Origin of the sequence: Mycobacterium sp. B14F4, from assembly GCF_039871645.1 — a bacterium.
Lineage (GTDB): Bacteria > Actinomycetota > Actinomycetes > Mycobacteriales > Mycobacteriaceae > Mycobacterium.
The window spans coordinates 153,935-172,906 of record NZ_JBDPMF010000009.1; the positions used below are offsets into that span (position 1 = coordinate 153,935).

The 18,972-nt window shown below is 67.6% G+C and carries 21 protein-coding genes; 10 read left to right on the forward strand and 11 right to left on the reverse strand.

Translation table 11 applies throughout. From position 1 onward, the window contains the following. Position 1 precedes the first annotated feature (1 nt). Positions 2 to 430: a nitroreductase family deazaflavin-dependent oxidoreductase gene (locus tag ABGB19_RS22395; protein ID WP_347688185.1), complete on the reverse strand. Its 429-nt coding sequence runs from the start codon at positions 428 to 430 to the stop codon at positions 2 to 4. Between the two features lie 4 nt (positions 431 to 434). Further along, on the reverse strand, positions 435 to 1,298 hold the full coding sequence (locus ABGB19_RS22400) for a dioxygenase (RefSeq protein WP_347688186.1): 864 nt from the start codon (positions 1,296 to 1,298) through the stop codon (positions 435 to 437). Positions 1,299 to 1,463: 165 nt separating this feature from the next. Here ABGB19_RS22400 and ABGB19_RS22405 point away from each other — a divergent pair, with 165 nt between their 5' ends. The 4 genes from ABGB19_RS22405 (at position 1,464) to ABGB19_RS22420 (ending at position 4,742) form a co-directional block, all read left to right on the forward strand. After that, complete coding sequence (locus ABGB19_RS22405) at positions 1,464 to 2,204, forward strand: hypothetical protein (RefSeq protein WP_347688187.1); 741 nt, start codon at positions 1,464 to 1,466, stop codon at positions 2,202 to 2,204. 61 nt (positions 2,205 to 2,265) lie between these two features. After that, the gene (locus ABGB19_RS22410) at positions 2,266 to 3,087 is read left to right on the forward strand and encodes an RNase H family protein (protein ID WP_347688188.1); all 822 of its coding nucleotides are present in this window, start codon (positions 2,266 to 2,268) and stop codon (positions 3,085 to 3,087) included. After that, positions 3,071 to 3,226 carry a hypothetical protein gene (locus ABGB19_RS22415; RefSeq protein WP_347688189.1) on the forward strand — a complete coding sequence of 52 codons (156 nt, stop codon included), beginning with the start codon at positions 3,071 to 3,073 and terminating at the stop codon, positions 3,224 to 3,226. Before ABGB19_RS22410 ends, ABGB19_RS22415 begins: the two co-directional genes overlap by 17 nt. A 151-nt stretch (positions 3,227 to 3,377) precedes the next feature. Then, the gene (locus tag ABGB19_RS22420; RefSeq protein ID WP_347688190.1) at positions 3,378 to 4,742 is read left to right on the forward strand and encodes an FAD-dependent oxidoreductase; all 1,365 of its coding nucleotides are present in this window, start codon (positions 3,378 to 3,380) and stop codon (positions 4,740 to 4,742) included. 7 nt (positions 4,743 to 4,749) lie between these two features. On the opposite strand, the gene ABGB19_RS22425 is transcribed toward ABGB19_RS22420, so the two are convergent. Next, entirely contained in the window at positions 4,750 to 5,103 is a 354-nt protein-coding gene (locus tag ABGB19_RS22425) for a Fe-S protein (protein ID WP_347688191.1), read from the reverse strand. Positions 5,104 to 5,169: 66 nt separating this feature from the next. Here ABGB19_RS22425 and ABGB19_RS22430 point away from each other — a divergent pair, with 66 nt between their 5' ends. Beyond that, the gene (locus ABGB19_RS22430; RefSeq protein WP_347688192.1) at positions 5,170 to 7,521 is read left to right on the forward strand and encodes an AAA family ATPase; all 2,352 of its coding nucleotides are present in this window, start codon (positions 5,170 to 5,172) and stop codon (positions 7,519 to 7,521) included. Positions 7,522 to 7,651: 130 nt separating this feature from the next. On the opposite strand, the gene ABGB19_RS22435 is transcribed toward ABGB19_RS22430, so the two are convergent. Beyond that, the gene (locus ABGB19_RS22435; RefSeq protein WP_347688193.1) at positions 7,652 to 8,284 is read right to left on the reverse strand and encodes a TetR/AcrR family transcriptional regulator; all 633 of its coding nucleotides are present in this window, start codon (positions 8,282 to 8,284) and stop codon (positions 7,652 to 7,654) included. A gap of 70 nt (positions 8,285 to 8,354) precedes the next feature. Between ABGB19_RS22435 and ABGB19_RS22440 the strand changes: the two genes are divergently transcribed. Next, the gene (locus tag ABGB19_RS22440) at positions 8,355 to 9,575 is read left to right on the forward strand and encodes an oxygenase MpaB family protein (protein WP_347688194.1); all 1,221 of its coding nucleotides are present in this window, start codon (positions 8,355 to 8,357) and stop codon (positions 9,573 to 9,575) included. A 20-nt stretch (positions 9,576 to 9,595) separates the two neighbouring features. On the opposite strand, the gene ABGB19_RS22445 is transcribed toward ABGB19_RS22440, so the two are convergent. Next, positions 9,596 to 9,904 carry a hypothetical protein gene (locus ABGB19_RS22445; protein ID WP_347688195.1) on the reverse strand — a complete coding sequence of 103 codons (309 nt, stop codon included), beginning with the start codon at positions 9,902 to 9,904 and terminating at the stop codon, positions 9,596 to 9,598. Positions 9,905 to 10,521: 617 nt separating this feature from the next. Further along, on the reverse strand, positions 10,522 to 10,998 hold the full coding sequence (locus ABGB19_RS22450) for a DUF1942 domain-containing protein (RefSeq protein WP_347688196.1): 477 nt from the start codon (positions 10,996 to 10,998) through the stop codon (positions 10,522 to 10,524). A gap of 121 nt (positions 10,999 to 11,119) precedes the next feature. On the opposite strand from ABGB19_RS22450, the gene ABGB19_RS22455 reads away from it, so the two are divergent. From ABGB19_RS22455 to ABGB19_RS22470, 4 genes are all read left to right on the forward strand, one after another. After that, on the forward strand, positions 11,120 to 12,142 hold the full coding sequence (locus ABGB19_RS22455) for a TIGR03617 family F420-dependent LLM class oxidoreductase (RefSeq protein WP_347688197.1): 1,023 nt from the start codon (positions 11,120 to 11,122) through the stop codon (positions 12,140 to 12,142). A 101-nt stretch (positions 12,143 to 12,243) separates the two neighbouring features. Then, entirely contained in the window at positions 12,244 to 12,474 is a 231-nt protein-coding gene (locus ABGB19_RS22460; RefSeq protein ID WP_347688198.1) for a hypothetical protein, read from the forward strand. 38 nt (positions 12,475 to 12,512) lie between these two features. Then, positions 12,513 to 12,761 (forward strand): hypothetical protein, encoded by a 249-nt coding sequence (locus tag ABGB19_RS22465; protein ID WP_347688199.1) that lies wholly within the window; start codon positions 12,513 to 12,515, stop codon positions 12,759 to 12,761. A gap of 187 nt (positions 12,762 to 12,948) precedes the next feature. Then, a complete protein-coding gene (locus ABGB19_RS22470; RefSeq protein ID WP_347688200.1) occupies positions 12,949 to 13,632 on the forward strand; it encodes a sensor domain-containing protein in 684 nt (227 codons plus the stop codon). A 139-nt stretch (positions 13,633 to 13,771) separates the two neighbouring features. Here the strand turns inward: ABGB19_RS22470 and ABGB19_RS22475 are convergent, their stop codons facing one another. From ABGB19_RS22475 to ABGB19_RS22495, 5 genes are all read right to left on the reverse strand, one after another. Continuing rightward, positions 13,772 to 14,098, reverse strand: coding sequence for a hypothetical protein (locus ABGB19_RS22475; RefSeq protein ID WP_347688201.1), 327 nt, complete (start codon positions 14,096 to 14,098; stop codon positions 13,772 to 13,774). Further along, a complete protein-coding gene (locus ABGB19_RS22480; RefSeq protein WP_347688202.1) occupies positions 14,079 to 14,915 on the reverse strand; it encodes a slipin family protein in 837 nt (278 codons plus the stop codon). Before ABGB19_RS22480 ends, ABGB19_RS22475 begins: the two co-directional genes overlap by 20 nt. Next, on the reverse strand, positions 14,915 to 15,547 hold the full coding sequence (locus ABGB19_RS22485) for a hypothetical protein (protein WP_347688203.1): 633 nt from the start codon (positions 15,545 to 15,547) through the stop codon (positions 14,915 to 14,917). The genes ABGB19_RS22480 and ABGB19_RS22485 overlap by 1 nt, the downstream gene beginning before the upstream one ends. Continuing rightward, complete coding sequence (locus ABGB19_RS22490) at positions 15,544 to 17,949, reverse strand: cbb3-type cytochrome c oxidase subunit I (RefSeq protein WP_347688204.1); 2,406 nt, start codon at positions 17,947 to 17,949, stop codon at positions 15,544 to 15,546. The genes ABGB19_RS22485 and ABGB19_RS22490 overlap by 4 nt, the downstream gene beginning before the upstream one ends. A 217-nt stretch (positions 17,950 to 18,166) precedes the next feature. Beyond that, the gene (locus ABGB19_RS22495; RefSeq protein ID WP_347688205.1) at positions 18,167 to 18,853 is read right to left on the reverse strand and encodes a hypothetical protein; all 687 of its coding nucleotides are present in this window, start codon (positions 18,851 to 18,853) and stop codon (positions 18,167 to 18,169) included. Positions 18,854 to 18,972: the final 119 nt, after the last annotated feature.

Here is an 18,972-nt window from a genome sequence, read left to right on the forward strand (position 1 = left end):
ATCAGGCGTCGGCCAGTTCGAAGATCGGGATGACGCGGTCGGTGCGCTTCTGATACTCCCCGAAGCCGGGCGCGCGCTCGACGACGATGGCGTAGATGCGGTCGCGTTCGGTGCGGGTGAGCTCGCGAGCGACGACCGGCTTGGGCGGGTCCGACCCGATCTCGACGGAGGCGGCCGGCTTGGCGCGGAGGTTGAACACCCAGCCCGGGCTCTTCTCGCGGCCGGCGGCGGACCCGACGACGTAGGTCTTGCCGTCGATGTCGAAGTACGCGACAGGGTTGACGCGTCGTTCCCCGCTCCTGGCGCCGGTTGAGGTGAGCAGCAGGAGCGGGAAGCCTTCGAACTGGCCGCCGACCTTGCCACCGTTGCGGCGGAACTCATCGATATTGCCTTCGTTGAACTGGCGTTCGCCGGCCAAGTCGTCGGTCATGGCTTTATCGTGGCACGCCGGCGGAGGGAATGACTGAATGATGCAGGTGCCCTGGTGGCCCGGCGGGGCTTGCCGACTTCTCGCCGACGCCTATCGTCAGAGCGACGGTCATCCCGGCACTCGGATCACCGGTGACCGTGGCGAGTTCGGCGTCCCAGCCGTCGCCGAAGACGTTGTCGGAAGCCAACGAAACCCGAGACAGGTTGCGCACGCTGGTCGCATATCCCGGGTCGTGAGCGAACACCTCCGTGCATGGCTCCTCAGGCAGCGCGATCTGCGACGTCAGCCGCGCGTTCTCGCCGGCGACGGCCGACTCGAGCGCGTCGAACACCTCGAAGTGGATGTGCGGCCAGCGGCCGTCATAGCAGGCCGGGAAGACGGACGTGAACGACAGCCGGCCCTGTTGGTCGGCGACCTGTACACCGCGCAGGTAATTCTGGTCGGCTGCGTCCTGGCTGTAGAGCGAGTAGTTGCCCGCCCGATCGCAGTGCCAGATGTACACCGCCATGCCCTCACCCGCGGCGCAATCGCGAGCCAGGTCGACCAGCGTGAGGTCGATGCGAGTCGGAACACCCTCGGCCACGCCGGAATAGGAGCCGAAACTCGACCGGATGTCGCTGCGGACGACGCCGGACTCGACGAGGAGGTTCGGCCCGTTCGACCCTTCGCCGGGATACGGCCCCGCGGTCTCGGCCGGCGCCGCGGCGACGCAGGCGGCGGACGTCGTCGCCGCCGATGCGCCTGTGGTCGACTTGCCCGCACACCCGGCCACCAACGCCGAGGCGCCGGCGACTACGGCCAACTGGAAGACACGCCGCCGCGAGAGCACCTCGAGGTCGTGAGCCAAGCCCAGATCGTGTTCATGCACGAGGTCCACAGTGCCCGCGCTCGCTATGCGTCAACTGTGCAAGACCCATGACGGATGGGTATCCATCCACAGGTTGACTCGCTCCGAATACCAGGTAGCGGGGCGCATAGAGGAGACGAATTGGCGAACGCGACGAGCTCCGCACCCCGGCGTAATGCGCCGCGGGTGACCGCGTGGCGGTGGGTCGCTGCGGTGCTGGCGCTCAGCCAACTTGCCGCGCCGTTCGTCGCGAACGCCGTCGCCGGGAACTTCTTGGAACCGGGCGCGACGAACGAGGCACTCATCACGCCGGCCGGCTACGCCTTCAGCCTTTGGGGTCTGATCACCATGTTGAGTGCGGTCACGGCGGTGGCCGTGCTGCGGTACGGGCTGGGTGCCTGGTGGGAGACGAGCGTGCTCGTCGACGCCAGCGTGGTGTTCGTCGGGTTCAGCGTCTGGCTGATGGTGGCCGGGCAGGACTGGCTGTGGGTCAGCGTCGTGGTGTTCGCCGTGATGGTGTGGGCGTTGGTGCACATCATGCGGCTGCTGGTGCGGCGCCGCCACGATATGACCTGCCCGTCATGGGTCGCGGTGTTGGCCACGGTGTCGTTCGGGCTCTACTTGGGGTGGAGCAGTGTCGCGGTGTTCGCGAATGTCGCGGCGGCACTGATCAATAGCGGCGTATCGGCATCCGTGGTGTGGTGGCAGTTCGTGGTCCTGGTGGCGGCCGCTGCATTCGTCTTGGGACTTGCGACGATGCTGCGCGGGTCGCTGGGTTATGTCGCGGGCGCACTCTGGGCGCTGGTTGCCATCGCGATCGGCGCCGCCCAGCGGGGCAGCGCGACGCTCACGGCGGTCGCTGTCGTCGCGACGGCGCTGGTGGCGTTCTCGGCGGTCATGGCGTGGCTGCAGCGACGGAGGGTCTAGTAGTCCCGTCGCGTCGGCCTCGCGCCCAGAGTTGTCGGTGGCGGCACATACAGTGCCGGGCATGTGCACCGCACCGACCGAACAATCGACGGCACCGCCGAAACCGGCGGCCCGGCCGCCGCGGATCGACATCGTGGCGGTCCGGCCACGCCCGATCATGTCGGTCGCCGTCGTGTTCGCGTGTCAGCGCGGCAAGAGGTTCCGCTATGCGGCGTGCTCGCACGAGCACCAGTGGACGGGAACGGTCGAGGCGGAGTCCATCGAGACGGCGATCCTCGACGTGATCCGGCTGGTCCGCAACGAGTCCGACATCGAGCGGATCCGGTTCCTGGCGCAGATGCCACAGCGCAGCACGTTGTGGGCGCTGCGCGACGAGATCGCGCTTCTGATCCCCGGGGTGTGCGTGGAGAGGCCGCGGCTCTCCGACGAAGCGCTGGTGGCCACGGCGCGCGAGGCCCTGCGCACCACTGCCCCGGCTCCTCCGACCGGCCCGGTGTGGGTGGCGACGGACGGCTCGGTGCGCGGCAAGGTGACCGGCTATGCCTGGCTGGCGTCGTCAGGCGAGTTCGGGTTGTTGGGGTTTCGGCACTCCAGAAAACAGATCGTCCCGAACGTGGTGCTGGTCGCGGAGTTACGCGCGATCGCGACGGCCGTGGAGAAGCTGCGCGGCCGCGACATCACCGTGTTGAGCGACAGCAGGCTGGCCATCGCGATGGTGCAGCGGTGGATGGCCGGCGAGGACGTGCTGCCGGAGGGCTACACCACCTACCGGACAGACGGTAAGACGCCCGGACTGGTCAAGGCGCAGTGGATGATTCATGCCGAGCGCGACAGGATCACCCCGGTGTGGGTTAAGGCGCATCGCGGTGAGCCACTCAAATGAGGGCGCCGACGCGCTGGCCCGGTTGGCGTCTCGACATGTCCTGGGCGACAGCGGGCTTGACGCCGAGGAGTATCACCGTCGGGCCGAAGGGCTTGCCGACGCGTTCACGGCGGAGTTCAACCGGCAACGCTCGGCCTAGCCCGCCTCGGGAGGCCTTTCCCACCGCATCCGTTTATTGACAGGCGCGTCACCCATGAGTTGGCTGTAGATGCCTCGCGCCTGCTGGGGGGCGCGTCGAGGCTTTGCGCCCGGCCGTCCGGCCCCGCGCAAAGTGAGCTGAGGGGGCTGCCATGGCAGACGTCGACTATTGCGTGGTGGGGGCGGGCTTCGCCGGGTTGACCGCGGCGCTGCGGTTGAAACAGGCGGGCAACGCGGTGGCGCTGCTGGAGGCGCGCGACCGCGTGGGCGGTCGCACCTTCACCGAGGTCCGGACCGACGGAGTGTGGATCGACCGCGGCGGTGCGTGGGTCGGGCCCGGCCAGGACGCCATCTACGGGCTCATGAAGGAGTTCGGCGTGCCGAGCTACAAGCAGTACACCGACGGCGACGCAATGATGTTCGTCGACGGCAAGAAGTACCGGTACACGGGGACCATCCCGTTGTCGATGAGCCCGTGGGCGGTCGCCAACATCGGCGCGGTATTCCTCGAGCTGACGCAGATGTGCAAGTCGATTCCGCTGGACGCCCCGTGGACCGCGCCCAAGGCGCAGAAGTGGGACCGGCTCAGCTGGGCCGCGTGGCTGGACAGGCACACGCTGTCCAGGCCCGCCCGGGAGCTGCTGGACAGCTCCGTCGCCGGGCTGTACACGTCGGCGGCGTCGGAGATCTCGCTGCTGTTCGTGCTCTACCAGATGGCATCCGCGGGCGGGCCCGGCTTCGTGCTGGGCGTCAAGGACGCCGCCGAGGATGCGCGGCCCGTCGGCGGCATGGGCGCCATCCACCGGGCGGTCGCGGCTGACCTCGGTGACGTCCTGCACCTGTCCCAACCGGTGCGCAGCATCGCTCAGAACGCCGACGGGGTGATCGTGCGGTCCGATGACATGGTGGTCAACGCGCGCCGGGTCATCGTCGCCGTGCCGATCTCGATCGCCAGCCAGATCGCTTTCGAGCCAATGCTTCCCGTTGATCGCTCGTTCCTGCACCAGCGGATGCCGAGCGGTGCGGTGTACAAGATCGCGCTGGTGTACGACGAACCGTTCTGGCGGGCCGACGGGCTGTCTGGCCAGTCGTTCGCGCCGGGGTCGGCCGCGAACCTCACCATCGACTCGTGCACGGACACCGGGACTCCCGGGATGCTGACCGTCATCACCGAGGGGCCTGTCGCGCGCCGGATGGGCCGGCTCGGCGACGACGAGCGCAGGAGCGGGGTACTGAGCGCCGTCGCGGAACGATTTGGCGCCAAAGCGGTTTCGCCTCTGGACTACGTCGAGCAGAACTGGGCTCTCGAGCGCTACTCCGGTGGCGGCATGATCGCCCACACCCCGCCGGGAGTGCTCACCGAATTCGGCCCTGCCCTGCGCGAACCGTGTGGTCGCATCCACTGGGCCGGGACCGAGACCTCGGCGGTGATGTACGGGTTCATCGACGGCGCGGTGCGCTCCGGCGAGCGGGCCGCGGCCGAGGTGATGGAGCGCGAAGCGATGGCGGTGGTGTGACCGGAACTCACCAGAGCACGGCGATCGCCGCTGCCGCGAAGGACAGCACGCCGACCGACCAGAACAGTGCGCGCGGCACGGCATTGCCGCTGCGCTTCTGGCGGGCGCTGCCCATACCCAGCACCGCGCCGAGCACGACAAGGATGACCAGCTTGATGCCGATCTTCGGGTAGTTGAGTTCGATGCCCGCCGGCCAGGGCGCCGCCAGCGCCAGACCCGTGAGCAGAGACAGCAGCAGGCCGTAATCCATCGTGCGGGTGAAGCGGAACCGGCTCGCCGCAGCCTCGGCGACCCAGGCACCGAACGTGACCGCGAACCCGACGATGTGGAGCAGTACAACTACGTGGCGTAGTAGTTCCATGGACGAAGCTTAGGCAGCCGAACCGCGGCAGCACAAGGACGAGTCGGGGCCGGGTACTGTGCAGCCGTGAGCGGGGATCTCATCCTCACCGACGAATTCCGCGAGGCGTTGGCGCTCCTGGCGGGCGGCGGGCACCTGTTTCTCACCGGTAAGGCCGGCACCGGCAAGTCGACGCTGATCCGACAGTTCATGGCTGGCACCGACCGTGACGTGGTGGTGGTCGCGCCGACCGGGATCGCCGCGCTCAACGTCGACGGCTACACCATCCACCGACTCTTCGGGTTCCGCACGAAGACGACACTGGCCGACGTCGCCGGCGGCGAATACCGGCCGGGGCGCTTCGCCAAGACGTTGGCGTCGTTGCAGACCTTGATCATCGACGAGGCCTCCATGATCCGCGCCGACGTCTTCGACATGGTGGCCACCGCGCTGGAGCGGTTCGGTCCCGCGCCGGGCACACCGTTCGGCGGGGTGCAGATCGTGTTGGTCGGCGACCTGTACCAGCTGCCGCCGGTGGTCGGCGACGGCGAAGAAGCCTACTTCTCGACGGTCTACCAGACGCCGTACTTCTTCTCGGCCCGAGCCTTCGACCGCGACGACTTCCCCACCGTCTCGCTGACCACGGTCTTCCGTCAGCTCGGCGACGACCGAATGACGGCCATCCTCAACGAGATTCGTGAAGGTATATTGCTGGGTCACGCTCAGGAACAGCTCAACGCCCGCGCCGACAAGGACTTCGTACCGCCCGACGACGAGTTCTGGTTGACGCTGGCGCCGACCAACCGGCTGGTGACCGCCCGCAACCGCCAACACCTCGAGCGGCTCGAGGGCGACGAGATGACCCACCGCGCCAAGGAGTCCGGCGACCTGTCGCTGTTCGACAAGCCGATCGAGGACGAGCTGCGCTTCAAGGTCGGCGCGCAGGTGATGATGCTCAACAACGACCAGGGCGACCGGTGGGTCAACGGCTCGATCGGACGCGTCGTCGGAGTGGGCTACGACCGCTACGGCGTCGTCGTGGACGTGGAGTTCGCCGACGGATCATGCGCGGACATCACACCGTTCACCTGGGAGGCCACCCGCCCCGTCGTCGACGGTGGGTCTTTGCGTCGCGAGGTCATCGGCACCTTCACGCAGCTGCCGTTCAAGCTGGCGTGGGCGATCACCATCCACAAGAGCCAGGGGCAGACGCTCGAACGGGTGGTCGTCGATCTCACCGGCGGCATGTTCTCGACGGGCCAGCTCTATGTCGCGTTGAGCCGGTGCACCTCGTTGGCCGGACTGGTGCTCAAACGACCTGTGCTGCCGAAGGATCTGAAGACCGACCGGCGGATCGCCCGCTTCCTGCGCAGCTCCGTCGGCGGCTCGGCGGCGCGCAAGTACTGCGCGATCGGCATGCTCACCGTCGGCGAGGAGGGACGCATGTCGCGACCGCGGCCGGTGGAGCTCGCGGTGGCGTTCGACGACGGCACCGCGGTCTCGACGCTGATCAACCCGCAGCGCGATCTCGCCGACGCACGAAACGCCTACGGCATCAGCGTGTCCGACGTGTTGCTGGCACCGACGCTGCTGGAGGCGTGGGCGGTGATCGCGCCCATGCTGGCGGGCTGCACACCCGTCGGAGTGTCGGTGGACGAGACGCTGGGGCTGATCGACTTCGAACTCAAGCGGCTCGGGCATGTGGCGGTGATGCCGTTGGGCATCGAACTGCGCGGAGCGCGGGTGGCGGGGCGCACGGCGCTGGAGCGGGCGCGATCGGCGCTGGCGGCGCATGCGTCGGCCGACACCGAGCACGGCTCCTCGGCGTTCGAGGAACCCGAAGCGGCGGAATCGGTTTCGGGCCTTCTGGTCAGCCGCGACCCGTCGGTTCCCACTCCGGCAGCCGAGCATCTGCCCGGGTTGTCGGCGCTGCTGCGAATCAGCCGCGACGTCGGCGCGGTGCTGCTGGGCGCGAAGGTGCACCGGGACCTCGACTCGTCGTGGGACGCGGCCGCCCGGCAGTCGGTGGCCGACCAGCTGCGCGCGGCGGCCGCACGAACGCTCTTGCCGGATGACGTCCTGGCGCGCCTGCACGAAGCGTCCGCGCTGCTCGGGGTCGACGTAGTGAGCGGGGCGGCCACGGTGGCCCGTCACGACATCGGCTCGGCGTTGGTGCCGGGTGCGCGGATCTGTTTCACCGGAACCGCTTCCGACGAAACGGGACGGATCGTGGAACGCGAGGAGATGGAGCGGCTCGCCGCGTCGGCGGGCCTGGCGCCGGTGCGGTCGGTGACCAAGACGCGCTGCGAGGTGCTGGTGACCGCCGAGGCGGGCACGCAGTCGGGTAAGGCCCGCAAGGCGCAGGAATACGGCAAGCCGGTGTTCACCGCCGAGGAGTACTTCACCTGGCTGGCGGAGCGTGTCGGACCGTCGACTTAGAGTCGGCCCATGGCCGGCGTGGAGTCGCGGGTGGGGCGGGTGCTCGAAGTGCCCGATGCTCACGCATGTGCCTCGTGTGGCGGCTCCGGCGACATGTTCATGAAGCTCGACGCTTGACGGCGCCTACTGATCAGGCGGTACCCAGGCCCTTGACCACGGCGACGCAGAGGTCCGCGGCGATCGCCGCGAGTTCGGCGGGAGTCTCCTTCGGCTCGGTGAGCCAGGTTTCGATGAGGTAGTTGGCGCCGCCGACCATGAACAGTGCGCCGCGACGCAGCACGTCGGGGCTCGGCGTCTCGGCGCCGAGGACCTCGGGCGCGAGCTCGACGATCAGCGCGGCGATGAGGTCGAGAATGCCGGCGCGGTGTTCGGCCAGGCCCGGCACGGTGCTGACGTCGCCGGTCGCGATGCGGTGGATGTGCGGGTCGGCGGCGATGATCTCCAGGAATGCCGTCAGCGCCGAGCGCAGCTTGTCGGTGAGCGTACCGGGGTCACCGACACCCGCGTTGACTAGCGCCTCCAGCAGTTCGTCGCGGACCTCGTCGGCGACGGCGAACACCATCGCCTCGCGATTGGGGAATTGCTCGTAGAAGTAGCGCGTGGTCAGGCCGGCGGCGCCGCAGACGCCGCGCACCGTCACGTCGGTGATGCCCGAAGTTCCCCAGATCTGGCGCGCGGCGGCGAGCAGCTTCTGGCGGCGTCCGGTGCGACGGTCATCCGCGCTCACGCCGCCGTAGTCACGCACCACCTCCGCGCGCTTCATTGACACGACCCTACCTGCAGGTTAGCTTTGGACAACGGTTGTTATCAGAAGTGCTCAAGGGAGAGGCTTGATGAATCAGCCCGTTCCGGCGCGTCACCCGTCCGCGCCAGGCCCCGTACCGGCGGCCGTCCGGTTGTTCGCGACGCTGTTGGGCGTCGAAGCTCCCACCGCCGAGCGGTGGCAGAAGCTCGGGTCGAACCTCAACGTCGGCGACGAGCCGATGGACCGCCTCGTCGAGTGGATGTCATCGACCGGCATGGAGCAGACGCGGCCGCTGTTCGACCGCGCGCTGACGTCAGGTATCGCCAGCGTTCCCGATGCACCGGAACCGTTGCGCGCCTTCTTCGCTCGGATCGAGACAGTGCCGGAGTGGGTCGACTGGGACCTACTGTGGGTGGGACAGCGGGCAATGCGTCGGGGCGGGGCCGACGGCATGTACATCGCGCGTGACGTGTCGCTGCTGGGCGGCTATCAGTTCTCCGGGTTCAACAAGACCCTGATTCGGACGGGCGCACTGGAGAAGGGCTCGAACAAGCGGTTCGCCGAGACGATGCAGTGGGCGATGGACGTCATCTCCGAGGACGGCATGGCCCCGCTGGGTGTCGGCTACCGGTCGACGATCCGGGTCCGGCTGATCCACGCGTTCGTGCGTCGGCATGTCGCCGCAATGCCCGACTGGCAGGGCGACCAGTGGGGTGTGCCGGTCAACCAGACCGACATGGCCGCGACGTTGGTGGGCGCGCTGATCGCTCCCCCGGCGGGCGGGCTGGGGATGGGACTTGTGTTGTCGCCGAGGGAGTATGACGCGATCGCACACCTGACGCGGTATGTCGGTTGGCTGATCGGCGTGGAGGACGAGTGGCTGCCACGCGACTTCCGCGACGGGATCCGGGTGCTGTACCACACGGTGGCGGCGCTGTCGGAGCCCGACGAGTCGACGAGGCAGCTGGCGATGCCGATGGTCGACGACCCGCTGCAGTGGAACTATCCGAGGCTTCCGGGGCTGCGTCGTCGGCTGGCGCGGGCGCAGCACTTGTCGCTGACGAGTGGATTCCTGGGGCCGCGGACGATGCGGTCACTGGGCCTGCCGGCATACGTGCCGCCGTGGTATCCGCTGGTAAAGCTGCCGGTGAACATCCTGCGCAGCGCGGCGGCATTGGCGCGCCGCGGTGGAGTGGATCGCGCGGCGGTACGGGGTGAGCGGGAGCAGAAGGCGCTGCTGCACACGATGATTGGCGACAGCGCTGCGACAATCGGCGAGTCGGCGGCAGGTGTGAGCCGGGTGGCTTAGCGAACCCATGGCCGAGTAGTTCAGTCGTCCTCTGAATAGCCGACTTCTGCGCTGAACATCCCAGGGGTTCCGAAGAACTGCAGGGTGCCGGCTCTGACGAACACTCGAAGCGCGACGGCTTCGTCGTCGTCCCGGACCCGTTCGAAGAACCTCTCGAGATGAATCAGTTCTACGTCGTCGATGACGATGAGCTGATTCAGTCGGCTTCTGTAGGCGTTTCCGCAGAAGTAGCGCGTCGGCGGTTCGGGCAAGATCACCTGCAACCTTTGAAGGTCGTCGAACCGTTGTTCGCAGTCGTGGGGACCGCCCATCCACGAGAAGTGCGCCACCTCGTGACACCTTCCGCAAACAGGCCAACGGGTGACGGATCCGGACAGTTCAACCCCCTACACATGTCGATCTGTTGTCCATTCTATCCCGCTGAACAGACAAAACAGTCCGCAACAGCGGTCGGAGACGGTGCGGAACTCGGCGAAATTCGCCCCCAACCGGTCCGTCGACAGCAAACAGCACAAAGCGTCGCCCGCTCAGAGAGCCGTCCGCCGGAATCGACGGTCGCGTAACAGACGGCGCATCGGCCGCGATGTCATCGGCAGCAACATCGACCTCAGCAGTCTCGGACCCGGGGGTCGCATGCGACGCGGATGGCGAGCAGTTGTCGGCGCGATGGTGCTGGCGGTGGCGGTGGTGGCGAGCGAGGGGTCGCCACCGGTCGCCCACGCGCAGCCGGTCGCGGCGAAGGACTTCTCGAAGCCCGCGATCGTGATCCTCGGGTACGGGCTCGACGACAACGGGACGATGCGGCCGATCCTGCGGCGGCTAGTGCTGATGGGGCTGACGGTCGCGCAGTTCTACCCGGACGGAAACCCGTCGGTCAACGTCGTGCAGTTCGCGCGGGACGCGAGAGCCCGTTCCTCAACATCAGCTAGCGGCGCAGGCGCCGGCGCTAGGGCCGCGTGCCTTCCTGTGGCGGGCCGGGGATCCAGGCGAGGATGTCGCGAGTGCCGTCGTTGTAGACGACGCTGTTGGGCACGTCGCCCAAGACATCGAAGTACAGCTTGCCGGTCGAGCTGCCGCCCGGCGGCACGGGTCCGGGACCCGCGTTGCCGACGACCCGATACAGGGCCGAGTTCTCGGCGCGAGCGTTGAACATCGGAATCATCGGAGTCGCCCAACTCCCGAACGCATCGACGGTCAGGGTCGCTTCGTACAACTGACCGCTGTGGGGCACGGGGTCGGAACTCGGGCGGAGGTCTGTGACCGTGTAGCCGATCATCGGACCGCCGGTGGCCGGGTCGATCAGCCTCTCCTGCTCACCGAACGGCTTGATGTTCTCGACCGCCGAGGCCGGACCGGCCGTGCCGACCGTCATGCCGATCGCAATCGCGGCGGCGCATACAGACGCCCCTAGTTTCTTGATCATCACTGCACTCCCTCCCGTGACGACAGTGAAAACGACGGTGAGCTACCCGCTTCCTGTCGATTTCAAACGCAATCCGACGCCTCGTGTCCGCACGCCGTCGAACCGACGTACTGTGCGAGCCGTGCACGTCGACGTGATGACCACTCCCCAGCCGCTGCAAGAGATCGGTGAACTGGCCCGACGGACGCAGGCGGCCGGATTCTCGGGACTGTTGTTCACCGAAACCGGCCGGACCGCGTACCTCAACGCGGCGGTGGCGGCGCAGGCGGCGCCGGGACTGGAGTTGTCGACGGGCGTCGCGGTCGCGTTTCCGCGCAGCCCGTTCGTGACGGCGGCGACGGCGTGGGAGTTACAGGAGGCGACGGGCGGCAAGTTCCGGCTCGGCCTGGGCACGCAGGTGCGCACGCATGTGGTGCGGCGCTACGGGATGGAGTTCGAGCGTCCGGGCCCGCGGCTGCGCGACTACGTGCAAGCGGTGAAGGCGTGCTTCACAGCGTTCCGCACCGGGCGCCTCGACCATCACGGCGACTTCTACGACATGGACTTCATCACGCCGCAGTGGAGTGCCGGGCCGATCGACGCGCCGGACCCGAAGGTCGACATCGCCGCGGTGAATCCGTGGATGCTGCGGATGGCCGGCGAGGTGGCCGACGGGATCCATGTGCATCCGCTCGGCGAGCCGGGCTACATCGCCCGCCATGTGCTGCCGAATCTGGCTGAGGGAGCCGAGAAGTCGGGCCGCTCGACCGAACACCTCGCGGTGATCGTGCCCGTCATGACGATCGTGGGTGACACCGACGAGGAACGGCACAACGAGCGAGAACTGGTGCGCGCCAGCATGAGCTTCTACGGCAGCACACCGAACTACGCGTTCATCTGGGACGAGGCGGGGTTCGAGGGAACGACGGCAAGAATCCGGGAGAACCAGAAGGCCGGCGACTACAAGGGCATGGCGGCGCAGATCAGCGACGACCACATCGCAACGTTCGCGACCGAGTCGACGTGGGACGGGCTCGCCGACTCGTTGCGCTCGAAGTACGGCGGCGTCGCGACCCGCATCGTGCTCTACAACGCGCTTGCCGATCTCGAGCGGTTCGAGCGATACGGCGAGGTTGCGCGACGGCTGGCCGGCACCCCGTCTTAGCCCACGGCGCGGGTGCGGGTTTACGGCGCCGTCAGTTTGGGAATGCCTTGGCTACGAATTTCTTACGTGGGTCGGCGTCCACCTCGTCGAAGGGAGCGAGCATGTCGATCAGGGACATGAGCGCGTTTGCCGGATCTTGCCAGGATGCGGTGGCCGCGGTGCTGGATGCCCTTGCCACCGTCGGGGAGGAACGGCGCGGACACCTCACCGAGGCGAAGCGGGCGGTCGATCAGGCGTTGCAGGACGCTCAGAGCAGCGAGCAGTGGTATCTGGCCGAGCACCTACGGCAGGGAATCAAGGAAGTCGAGGCGTGCTCGCTGGACGCGGCCTAGCGGCGCGGAACTCGATGACGGCAGGCAAGGGGCGGACAGTGTTCAAAGGTGGCCGTAGCGACAAGGGCGAGACCGACAGACCGTTGGCGGTGGATATGCGCGTCCGCGTGTATCCCGACAGCGACGCTGAGAGCCGAGGCGTCGTCGTCGAGGACTTCGGCGAGATGCAGCCTCAGGCGGTCGATATCGGCAGTCAGCATTTCGCTGACCCGGCCCGGCGGTGGGCGGTGAGGCTGGACACCGGTGATCTGGTGTTCGCCGACACCGACCAGCTCGTCCCCGAGTGATTCGACGCGGTTCGGAGGCGACGCGGCGCGTCGTCACCCAGCCGACGTGACCACGCCTGCCCATCGATGTGCGAATCGTTATCAAGAAGCGCCGTTCATCGTTATCAGAAACACCGTCAGACGTCGCATAACTGTCGGCTGACTTCCCGCACCATTTTCTTCACGGGCAGGCGGGAAGGACGAGCCAATGCGCCAACCAACGGCAGCGCTTGCGGCGGCGATGATCTGCGTCCTGATCGCCGGTTGCGCCACCTCACGAGGCGACGCCAAGCTGCCCGCCACCCCCACGATGATTCCGCGCCCTCTTGTCGAGCGTGAGCTGACGGAGTTGCTGCTCAACCCCGAACAAGTGGACGCCGCGATGGGCGCGGCCGGGATGACGGTCACGAGTACCCAGACCTCGATGTCGGACAACAGCGCCACCATGGCACCTCGGGAGTGCCTGGCGGTCGACGGCGCGGCGGAGGCCCCGGTCTACGCCGACAGCGGTTACCGGGCCGAACACGATCAGAGCCTCAACGACGGCAACGCCTTTCGGCACTATCTCAAGCAGGCCGTGGTGCTGTTCCCCACCGTGAGGAAAGCCCGCGCGTTCTTCGACGCCTCCGCCGGGCAGTGGCCGGCCTGCCGCGAGTACGCCCACACGCAGAGCGGGACTCAGTGGACAGTCGGTCAGATCTCGAACGCCGATGACACGCTGAGTACCGTTGCGACGCTGCAGGATGCGAGTGCTCCCGGGTGGGCGTGCGGACGCGCGCTGGCACTCAGGAACAACGTCGTCATCGACATCAACACCTGCAGTGCTGACCCCGGCGACTCGGCGGTGCGGATCGCCGATCAGATCGGTGGCAATGTCGCTGCGCGGTGGTGAACGGACGCCGCTCCACTCAGCTGTCGCTCGCCCGCCCAGGATCGCCGAGCGTGAGGCTATTGCGAATTCTGCCAACAATTTTCGCTGTGGATTCCCACTCGGCGCGTCCGCGATGATCTGGAATCGGCGGTGGTGAACGTCAGGGCTCGATCGCATCCTGACGGTGGAAGTGCCGCCACAGCCGGGCGCCGCCGGAGAGCGCGACGAGCACCCCGACGCCGCCGATCACGATGCCGATGAACAGTGACAAGAACATCGGGTCCATCGAGTCGCCCGTCGTCCCGGCCCCGAACGCACCGCCGACCAGGAAGCCGAACAGCGGCCCCAGCACGGCGACCGCCGTCCCCAGCAGCGCCCGCCACGTCCCCGGCGGGGTGGGCTCGAGGACGACGGGGCGGCCGACCTCCGGGGCATCCTCGGCGCCGGCCTCATCGACGGTCGCGGGATCAGGTGCGGTGCTGCTCATCGGATCTCACCCTTCTGATGCGGGGGACGGCGTCGTTGGAACCGCCGCTGTCGTCGGTCCGGTTCTGCCCGCTGTCGAGGAACGGACGGACGATGTCCATCGGGATCGGGAAGACGACCGTGGAATTCTGGTCGGCGCCGAGTTCGAGCAGCGTCTGCAGGTAGCGCAACTGCAGCGACGCGGGGCTCTCGCTGAGCGTGATCGCGGCGTCGCGCAGTTCCGCCGACGCCTGCAGCTCGCCGTGCGCGCTGATCACCTTCGCGCGTCGTTCCCGTTCGGCCTCTGCCTCGCGGGCCATCGCGCGCTGCATCATCTCGGGGATCTCGACGTCCTTGATCTCGACGACCTCGACGACGATCCCCCACGGCTCGGTCTGTTTGGCGATCGAGGCGGCCAGGTCCTCGTTGAGGTCGGCGCGGTGGGCCAGCAGGGTGTCGAGATCCGCACGGCCGACCACCGAGCGCAGCGTGGTCTGGGCGATCTGAGACGTGGCCACGGCGAAGTTCTCCACGGCCATCACCGATTTGGTGGGATCGGTCACCCGGAACAGCACGACGGCGTTGACGCGGGCGGTCACGTTGTCGCGGGTGATCACCTCCTGCGGCGGGATCGTCAGCGTGACGGTGCGCAGGTCAACGCGCACGAGCTTGTCGACGCCGGGCAGCACGACGACGATGCCGGGCCCCAGCGGTCCGCGCAGCCGGCCGAGGCGGAAGGCCACCCCGCGCTCGTACTCCTTGACGATGCGCAGGGAACCGATCGCCAGCGCCACGAGCAGGACGGCGAGGAAGACGACGACGACGACCCAGGCACCCATCAGCGCACCTCCCGCCGGTCGGACGCGTACGAGGTGCGGCGGCGGATCTCCGCCTCGGCCAACCGCTTTCGATCCTCGATGTTGTCCTCGAGCGTCTGGAACACCACGCCGGCCGGCACCGCAGGGGTGCGGCGCAGGTGCGACCACAGCGGCAGCGACACCACGCCGACCCCGAGAGCACACCCGATCAGCAGGAGCGCCTCCGCCGCGGTGTCGGCCGCCAGCGCCATGGCCAGCGGCCAGATGACGGCGATCGCACTGACCGCACAGGCGATTCCGCGGTGGAAGCGTGCCGCTTCCGAGGCGGGCCAGGTGTCGATCGCCCGGCTCACCTCACGGCCGTCGTTCGAGGTGGTGCACGTCTGCTTGACCGGGCACGCGTTGCAGATCGACGGGCTGCCCCGGTAGCGCATCACCCGGTTGTCGGGGTCAAAAGACTTGGGCCACAACCACTGATCCTGCGGGCACAGCCAGGCGTCGTGGTCCTCGTGGTAGACGAAGGCACCCGAGCGGTGTCGCTCAACCTTGGCCGCGGCGCGCCGGGCGAACGTGTCGATGCCGTACGCGATCGCCACCAGCACGGCGGCGTACCCGATCGTCAACCAGGCGGCGACGCCGATGCCCGCGATCATGGGCTGTCCCCGACGTCACCCTCGTCGAGCACCGCTCGCCGGTCCGAGGCGTAGCGGCTGCGTCCCGGCACCGCCAGTCCGGTGCGGTCCTCTTCGGCCTCGGGGTGCTCCTCGACGAACAGCGTCTCGGCGGGCAGCCGGTGCGTCGTCGCCTTGATCCCGTAACGCACTCCCAGCCAGGCGATCCAGACGAACGGCAGCACCCCGCCGAGGATGAACAGGAAGTCGCCGGGCATCCGCAGCCACTCCAGCACGACATTGCCGGGCTGGGCGATGTAGCCCAACGTCCGCGCCTCGTAGTAGCCGTCGTTGACCGAATGCCACAGCTGCAGGACACCCAGCGGCAGCAGGGTCGCGAAGACCATCCACGCCAGACCGATGTTGAGCGACCAGAACGACAGCTTGGCCAGCTTCTCGGGCCAGCGTTGCGGCGGAATGATGTAGCGAAGCGCGAACAACGCAAGTCCGACGGCGAGCATCCCGTAGACGCCCATCATGGCGCCGTGCGCGTGGTTGGCGGTCAGCGCGGTGCCGATCTGGTAGTAGGACACGATCGGCAGGTTGATCAGGAAGCCGAAAATGCCTGCGCCGACGAAGTTCCAGAAGCCGACCGCGACGAGGAACATCACCGCCCACCGGTGCGGGAACGGTGCGCTGCTGCGCGACTGCTGCCGGGAACCCAGTTGCAGGAACGTCCACGCCTCGACGGTGAGGAAGGTCAGCGGGATGACCTCCATGGCGGAGAAGAAGGCGCCCAGCGCCATGTGCTCCACCGGTGTGCCGGAGAAGTACAGATGGTGCATCGTGCCGATCACGCCGCCGGCCGAGTAGAGGATGACGTCGAGGAAGATCAGCTGGATCGCGATCTTGCGGCGCACCACGCCCAGCATCACGAAGATGTAGGCGACCATGACGGTGGTGAACAGCTCGAGGAAGTCCTCGACCCACAGGTGCACCACCCAGAAGCGCCAGAACTCGGCGACGGTCAGGTGCGTCTGGGTGCCGGCGAGCATGCCGACGGCGTAGAAGGCGGGGATGGCCAGGCCGGCGTAGAAGAACAGCCACGGCATGTTCAGCTTGCTCTCGGTCTTCAGCCGGGACCGGATCGAGCGGAAGATGATCGCCATCCACAGGAACAGCCCGATCACGAGCAGGATCTGCCAGAACCGCGGCAGGTCAAGGTATTCCCACTGCTGGTCGAAGAAGATCGAGCCCTTGGCCCAGTCGACGCCGAAGGTGCTCAACGCCGTGCCGGTCAGCGTTCCGGCGACGACGATGAACAACGCGCCGAGCAGCCCGTAGGTCAGCCACGACTGCCGACGGGGTTCGCGCCCGGAGATGATCGGGGCGAGGAAGATACCCGCGGCGAGGAAGGAGGCCGCGGTCCACAGCAACGACAGCTGCACGTGCCAGGTCCGCGCCAGGTTGAACGGCAGGACCTGCGCCAGGTCGAAGCCGAAGAAGTTGCTCAGCTCGGCGCGGTAGTGCTCGATGGCGCCGCCGAGCACCGCCTGGGCGAGGAAGAGCACGGCGACGACGAGGAAGAACCAGGCCGTGGCCTTCTGCGACGGCGTGATGGCGACCTTGCCGGGTTGGCGGAACGCCAGCGACGGCGTTTCGGTTGCGTGCCAGCCGATCTTGCGGCTCCACCGGCCGTAGAGGGCGAACAGCGCGCCGAGCCCGGCGAGCAGCGCGATCAGCGACATCGCCGACCAGACCAGGATGTCGGCGGTCGGCTTGTTGTCGACGCGCTCTTCGGGTGGCCAGTTGTTGGTGTAGGAGTAGGAGTGCCCCGCGCGCTCGGCCGCGCTGGCCCAGGCGGTCCAGCTGAAAAACGCGGTGAGGTCGTTGATTTCCTGCGGGTCGGTGATGACCTGCGGGATCAGCCCGTGCTCGGTCGAGTCGGTGCCGAAGAAGTCGGCGTAGTAGGCGCGGATCTTCTCGAAGGCGCTGACCTGCTCGGCGGTGAACTGCAGGGTCCCGGTTTCTTCGTCGTAGCGGTTGGTCCGCATCATCTCGACGACGGCGGCGGTCGGGTCCTGTGCGCCCGAGTCGCGCAGTTCCTGGCCGACGTGATCGGCGGACAACCGGAGGTACTCCGCGGTGTAGTCCGGGCCGAGGTAGCCGCCGTGGCCCATCACCGAGCCGTACTGCTGCAGTCCGCGGCGCAGGAAGATCTGCTGGCCTGCGGTGATCTGCTGTTCGGTGTAGAGCGTCTGGCCGTCCGGGCCCACCACGCGCTGGGGCAGCGGCATGGAGTCCGCGTAGGTTCTGGCGGCCAGCATTCCCATGATCAGGAAGCCGAAGACCATGACCAGGGCGACACCCTGGACCCATCCCTTCGAGATGGCGAGTTCGGCTTTGGTCGGGACGGGCTCCAAGAACTGCTCTGTCACTGCCATACCCCCACTGAGATGGATTCACGACGCAGCGTCCTTGGTCAAGGTAGCGAAACACCGTCGGGAAAGTGGCGAGGTTCAGAACTTCGGTTCGTTGCGCGTGCGCACATGTTCCCCGGCCGCTCGCCGAGTGTGAAGCAATTGCGGGTTTCGCGACGAAATTTCACTGTGGGTTCACACTCGGCGTGTCCAAAGCCCGCGCGACGACGGCATCGCCTGTTCAATCGGTTGGGCGCTGACCGAAAGTCAGTGCGAGATCCCAGGGCTCGAGCCCCCACGTCGCGATTGCGTCCATCATCACGATGGGCGCGGCGTCGATGTTCTCGGGTGCCGCCGGCGCGCTGAGGCTGTTGGTCTCCCGGCCGGCGACGATGTGCGGTTCCCACAGCCGGGATCCGCGCGGCTCCGGCGCGGTCTCGATCACGCTGACCGCCGAGTCGTCCTCGACGACCACAATGAACAGGCAGAACGGCTCCGTTGGCGCGTCCCAGCCGCCCATCTCGACCAAGAGAAACTCGTTCTGGGCCAACGTATGACGGACCGCTTGGCGAAGAAGCGACTCGACGTCATCGAACACCGACGAGTCCGGTGCGCCTGCAGGTTCCAGGTTCAGCAAATTCGCTTCGATCGCTACCTCGTCGCCGTCGACTTGCACAGGAAAACGCGACTGAAGCAGCAGCGTGCCCCGCTCTTCGCACAACATGCCGACCTCACGAAATCGCCCTTCCTCCCGCAGTGTTCGACCGATCGCTCCGGTGCCTTGCAGGCTGTGCAACAGCGCTGCTTCCCGGACCCGCCACAGCCGCGATCCGCCGTCCGTCCACGTGCGCACGAGGCCACCGGCACACAGGCTGAGCATCGCGGTTTCCACCACGTCACCGGCCCCGAGAGCGACCCCTTCGGCCATCGCTCGCCCCTCCCTGGTCGAACACGGTCCTGTGCACGAGGGCGCATTGGTGGCGGCGTCGAGCCGTCGGTTCGCGCCGCCGACGCTGACGAACACCGAGGGCGATCCGCGGCTCTGCG

Coding starts and splice junctions, on each gene's coding strand:
- ABGB19_RS22395 (WP_347688185.1), bottom strand. CDS start 430: ATGACCGACGACTTGGCCGGCGAACGCCAGTTCAACGAAGGCAATATC.
- ABGB19_RS22410 (WP_347688188.1), top strand. CDS start 2,266: ATGTGCACCGCACCGACCGAACAATCGACGGCACCGCCGAAACCGGCG.
- ABGB19_RS22420 (WP_347688190.1), top strand. CDS start 3,378: ATGGCAGACGTCGACTATTGCGTGGTGGGGGCGGGCTTCGCCGGGTTG.
- ABGB19_RS22425 (WP_347688191.1), bottom strand. CDS start 5,103: ATGGAACTACTACGCCACGTAGTTGTACTGCTCCACATCGTCGGGTTC.
- ABGB19_RS22435 (WP_347688193.1), bottom strand. CDS start 8,284: ATGAAGCGCGCGGAGGTGGTGCGTGACTACGGCGGCGTGAGCGCGGAT.
- ABGB19_RS22440 (WP_347688194.1), top strand. CDS start 8,355: ATGAATCAGCCCGTTCCGGCGCGTCACCCGTCCGCGCCAGGCCCCGTA.
- ABGB19_RS22450 (WP_347688196.1), bottom strand. CDS start 10,998: ATGATCAAGAAACTAGGGGCGTCTGTATGCGCCGCCGCGATTGCGATC.
- ABGB19_RS22460 (WP_347688198.1), top strand. CDS start 12,244: ATGTCGATCAGGGACATGAGCGCGTTTGCCGGATCTTGCCAGGATGCG.
- ABGB19_RS22470 (WP_347688200.1), top strand. CDS start 12,949: ATGCGCCAACCAACGGCAGCGCTTGCGGCGGCGATGATCTGCGTCCTG.
- ABGB19_RS22475 (WP_347688201.1), bottom strand. CDS start 14,098: ATGAGCAGCACCGCACCTGATCCCGCGACCGTCGATGAGGCCGGCGCC.
- ABGB19_RS22480 (WP_347688202.1), bottom strand. CDS start 14,915: ATGGGTGCCTGGGTCGTCGTCGTCGTCTTCCTCGCCGTCCTGCTCGTG.
- ABGB19_RS22485 (WP_347688203.1), bottom strand. CDS start 15,547: ATGATCGCGGGCATCGGCGTCGCCGCCTGGTTGACGATCGGGTACGCC.
- ABGB19_RS22490 (WP_347688204.1), bottom strand. CDS start 17,949: ATGGCAGTGACAGAGCAGTTCTTGGAGCCCGTCCCGACCAAAGCCGAA.
- ABGB19_RS22495 (WP_347688205.1), bottom strand. CDS start 18,853: ATGGCCGAAGGGGTCGCTCTCGGGGCCGGTGACGTGGTGGAAACCGCG.